Source organism: Methylobacterium sp. WSM2598, assembly GCF_000379105.1.
Taxonomy (GTDB): domain Bacteria; phylum Pseudomonadota; class Alphaproteobacteria; order Rhizobiales; family Beijerinckiaceae; genus Methylobacterium.
Map to the genome: position 1 here is coordinate 2,432,380 of NZ_KB900609.1, position 4,236 is coordinate 2,436,615.

The window sequence follows — 4,236 nt, forward strand, 5'->3', positions numbered from 1 at the left end:
GCCAAGCGGCCAGGTTAGGCCGGCGGCGGTTGCCCGGGCGAGGTTGTCCTGCACGGTCGAGCGGGCCACGCCCAGCGTTCGTCCGATCTCGCGCGAACTCACCCCATCGTGGGCGAGCCGCAGCATCTGTTTGATTTGTCGCATGGTCAGCTGTCTCCTGGCCGGCATCCCGCTCTCCTCGTGCTCGAGGACTGGGATGCCGCGGTTGCTGACCCGCGGGGATGCGCCGTGGCCGATGCCGGCTACCGAGTGGCCGGCTTCATCTCGGAACGCTGGCCGACATCAAATCGGAACGCTGGCCGGCTTCGCCTCGGAACCGGTGGCCGACTTCAATCGGAATCCGCAACCCGCCCATCCGCGGCATCGGCCGCTTGACCCGGAAGTGGTGGCTCTCGATCCCCTGTCGCAGGTGCTTGGTGACGTGGTGGGTCGGCATGCGCCGCAGCAGGCCCTCCTTGCGGCTCTCGGCGATCGCCGGTGGGTACGGGCCAGCGCCATTGGTGCGGATGCGGTCGGGCGCGAGAAGCGGCTGATCCTGCAGCATCTTGCGGAGCAAGCGCTTGGCCGCATCCAGGTCGCGGTTGGCGGTGAGCGGGGAGTCGACCGCCTCGCCATGCTTGTCGATGGCCCGGTACAGGTAGCGCCATTGGCCGCGTACCTTGATGTACGTTTCATCCACGCGCACGGAGCCGCAGTGCGGTTTGCGGAATCGGCGCAGGCGGCGCTCGATAGCGGGCGCGGAGGCGAGCACCCAGCGGTTGATGGTGGAGTGGTCGACCGTGAGACCCCTCTCCAGGAGCATCTCCTCGATGTCGCGGTAGCTCAGGGCGTAGCGCAGGTACCAGGAGACAGCCTGCACACTTCAGCGTGGCTTCGAAATGCCGGCCCCGGAAGTCGCCACGCGCCGGGTGCTTAAGCTTGAGGGCGAAGGTGTTGAGGATCATGGGCCGGCTCCGGGGCGGAGGCGGCAAGCTGGGCGGGTATGCCTAACGACCCGTGAACGGCTGCGGACGCGTTTGCGGCAGGCCCAGCGGGTGGGCTGAGGGTCCCACCCTCTGGCGCTTCTTTGTGCCCGAAGAGAGCCGGGGGCCCGCGCTTCAGGCCGGGTCGGAAGATGGCCGCGGCCCGCGGGTGGTGCCTCCAAGGCGACGTCGAGGGGCCAGGAGGCGGTCACACCCGAAGCGTGCCCCTGGATGAGCCGATCGTCGGTCACCCACGCTCAACGCGACTGGAGGCGAGTGCGGGCCGGGTCCTCGTAGCGGCCGAGGACCCGGCCCGCTGCTCGACTCCGGGCGTGCGCTCCCGGAGCGAGCGACGGAAGACTAGCACAGTCGAGGCGGCGGCCCGCTCGCGATCCGCGCGAAACCTTCGGAACACTGTACGGATGCCCCATAACGCGCACCAGAATATGGGATTATACGAATGAACCGCCTTCTCGCGCGCGAGATTGAGCCCGCAGCTAGTAGCCGTGGCGGCGGTTAACACGCCGGGCCGTTCTTCGAGCCGACCGATGCGCAACTCCGGCTCTGGTCACCGCCTTGATGACCAATCCGTCGGACACCTCACATGTTGCAATTCCAGCCGAAGAACTGCTGAGTGGGGTTGCTTTTGCTCCGCTCCCTAGTCCAAGCACGAGCGCCGCGACGATAGATAATCCTGCAAGTTTCAGATACTGCATTGTCATCTCCCTTGCTTCGTCGCTACCCCGGAGATGGGCACCGCCGTCCCACTATTTATGTTTCCTATGTGCGCCGCTTGATCCATCGGGACTCGGCCATTGCTTTAGCTTGCTCGGTCCCTCCCAACCGTGCCGGACTCTTCTCGTGAGGCGCGTCCTCGTCCCGTACTCAGACTTATGCGAATGGGTGGAGCTGTCCGCCCTGATCGAGGCTCGAAAGGCCCCCTGAAGCCTCAGAAACGGCCCAGGAAGCTCAACTCTACAACTCAGTCGTCCCTACTGCTATAAGCCGGAACGGGCCCTACGGGTCGGCCCCGAACGACCGCGCGAGGGTGACTCGCGGAATGCTGGGAGAGATCCCGATGTACCAGCACATCCTTGTCCCGACTGACGGGACGTCGATTTCCGCCTCGGCCGTAAAGAACGCCGTGTCGCTCGCCAAGACTGTCGGTGCAAAGGTGACGGTGCTCACGGTAGTCGCGCGGTTCCCGGCATTGCCTTTGGGGGCCTCGAACCCATACGTGGATGAGTTCACGCGCCATGCACATGCCGACGCCGATCGTCGTCTCACAGAGGCCGAGCAGGAAGCCAAGCGGGTCGGTGTCTCTTGCGAGGTCGTGAAAGTCGAGGACCGGCAACCGTATGAGGCCATCATCGAAACCGCCGAGGCCCGCGGCTGTGACCTCATCGCCATGGCCTCGCATGGCCGTCGTGGCTTTTCTGCCCTCGTTATTGGCAGCGAGACCATGAAGGTTCTCACGCACTCCAAATTGCCCGTTTTAATCTACCGCTGACCGTCCGCGCCTCATCAAAGGCCGCCAGGGTTGATCCTCTCGGCGCGATCACGCTGGCCTGAGAGGACCAAGTCCAACTTGGGGCGACAGATCCTTGGGGCGACAGATCAATGGGCGCCTATGAACGTCTTAGCCCGCCCGGTCCCCGCCGTGGCGGGCTCTTCTCGTCCCATGCTCGCCCTTATGCGAATGGCACGGCCTCGCGCGGGGAGCGGATCACGGCCGCGAGTTGCGGCCAGTCGATCCGGTAGAGGCCGCGGTGATCGGGGCGGATTGGCACGGCTTACACGACATCCGATTTGTGTTTCGGCGTGCAACTTTGACCCCCTGAGGCGGGGGATCGGCGTCCAATTCTGACCCCCTGAAGCTTGCTCTCGCAGACTGCCCTTCGGGACGACCGGACGGGTGGTGGGGGGATGAAGGGCGTGGACACGATTGCGCGCATACGGCGCGAGTTCTTCACCCGCGGCCGCGCGATCAAGGACATCGCCCGCGACCTGCACGTCTCTCGCAACACCGTGCGCAAGGTCATCCGCTCAGGTGCAACCACCTTCACTTACGAACGCGAGGTGCAGCCCTTGCCCAAGCTCGGGCCGTGGCGGGACGACCTCGATCGGATGCTGGCCGCCAACGCCGGCAAGTCGCGCCGCGAGCGGCTGACCCTGATCCGGATCTTCGAGGCCCTGCGGGGGCTCGGCTACGAGGGCGGCTATGATGCCGTCCGTCGCTACGCCAAGACCTGGAAGCGCGAGCAGACCTCCGTGACGGCACCCGCCTTCGTGCCGCTCTCGTTCGCGCCGGGCGAGGCTTACCAGTTCGACTGGAGCCACGAGATCGTGCTGGTCGCCGGCGTCACCACGACGGTCAAGGTCGCTCACGTCCGGCTCTGCCACTCGCGCATGCTGTTCGTGCGCGCCTACCCGCGCGAGAGCCAAGAGATGGTCTTCGACGCCCACGATCGGGCCTTCGCCTTCTTCAAGGGCGCCTGTCAGCGCGGCATCTACGACAACATGAAGACCGCCGTGGAGACGATCTTCGTCGGGCGCGAGCGCGCCTACAACCGCCGCTTCCTGCAGATGTGCTCGCACTACCTCGTCGAGCCGGTGGCCTGCACGCCTTCCTCGGGCTGGGAGAAGGGCCAGGTCGAGAACCAGGTCGGGCTGGTGCGCGAGCGCCTGTTCACGCCGCGGGTGCGGGTGAGGAGCTACGAGGAGCTCAACGCCCTGCTGCTCGACGGGGGTCGTCGCCTACGCCAAGGCCCACCCTCATCCCGAGCAGCGCGATCTGACGATCTGGCAGGCCTTCGAGGCGGAGCGGGCGGTGCTGGTGCCCTATGCCGGGCGCTTCGATGGCTTCCACGCCGTGCCGGCGGCCGTGTCCTCGACCTGCCTCGTGCGCTTCGACAACAACAAGTACTCGGTCCTCGCCTCCGCGATCGGTCGCCCGGTCGAGGTCCGCGCCTATGCCGAGCGCATCGAGATCCGCCAGGATGGGCGCGTGGTCGGCGATCACGCCCGTGCCTTCGGCCGCGGTCAGACCGTCTACGATCCCTGGCACTACGTGCCCGTGCTCGCCCGCAAGCCCGGCGCGCTCAGGAACGGCGCGCCCTTCCGGGACTGGGTGCTGCCCGCCGCGCTCGACCGGGTCCGGCGCAAGCTCGCCGGCAGCGCCGACGGCGATCGCCAGATGGTCGAGATCCTCACCGCCGTCCTCGGCGACGGGCTCCCTGCGGTCGAGGCGGCCTGTGCCAAGGCGCTGCGCGAG

The 4,236-nt window shown here is 66.6% G+C and carries 2 protein-coding genes and 2 pseudogenes; 2 read left to right on the top strand and 2 right to left on the bottom strand.

All coding sequences use genetic code 11. From position 1 onward, the window contains the following. Together MET2598_RS43370 and MET2598_RS36320 are read right to left on the bottom strand one after the other, a co-directional pair. The coding region (locus MET2598_RS43370; protein WP_157182333.1) for a helix-turn-helix domain-containing protein at positions 1–168 on the bottom strand (168 nt) is incomplete at its 3' end. 172 nt (positions 169–340) lie between these two features. Then, positions 341–944: pseudogene (locus tag MET2598_RS36320) on the bottom strand (IS6 family transposase); the annotation flags it as partial. 1,096 nt (positions 945–2,040) lie between these two features. Here MET2598_RS36320 and MET2598_RS0111400 point away from each other — a divergent pair. Beyond that, positions 2,041–2,472, top strand: coding sequence for a universal stress protein (locus MET2598_RS0111400; RefSeq protein ID WP_018260911.1), 432 nt, complete (start codon positions 2,041–2,043; stop codon positions 2,470–2,472). Positions 2,473–2,888: 416 nt separating this feature from the next. Further along, positions 2,889–4,236 (top strand): annotated as a pseudogene (gene istA, locus MET2598_RS36325) (IS21 family transposase); the annotation flags it as partial.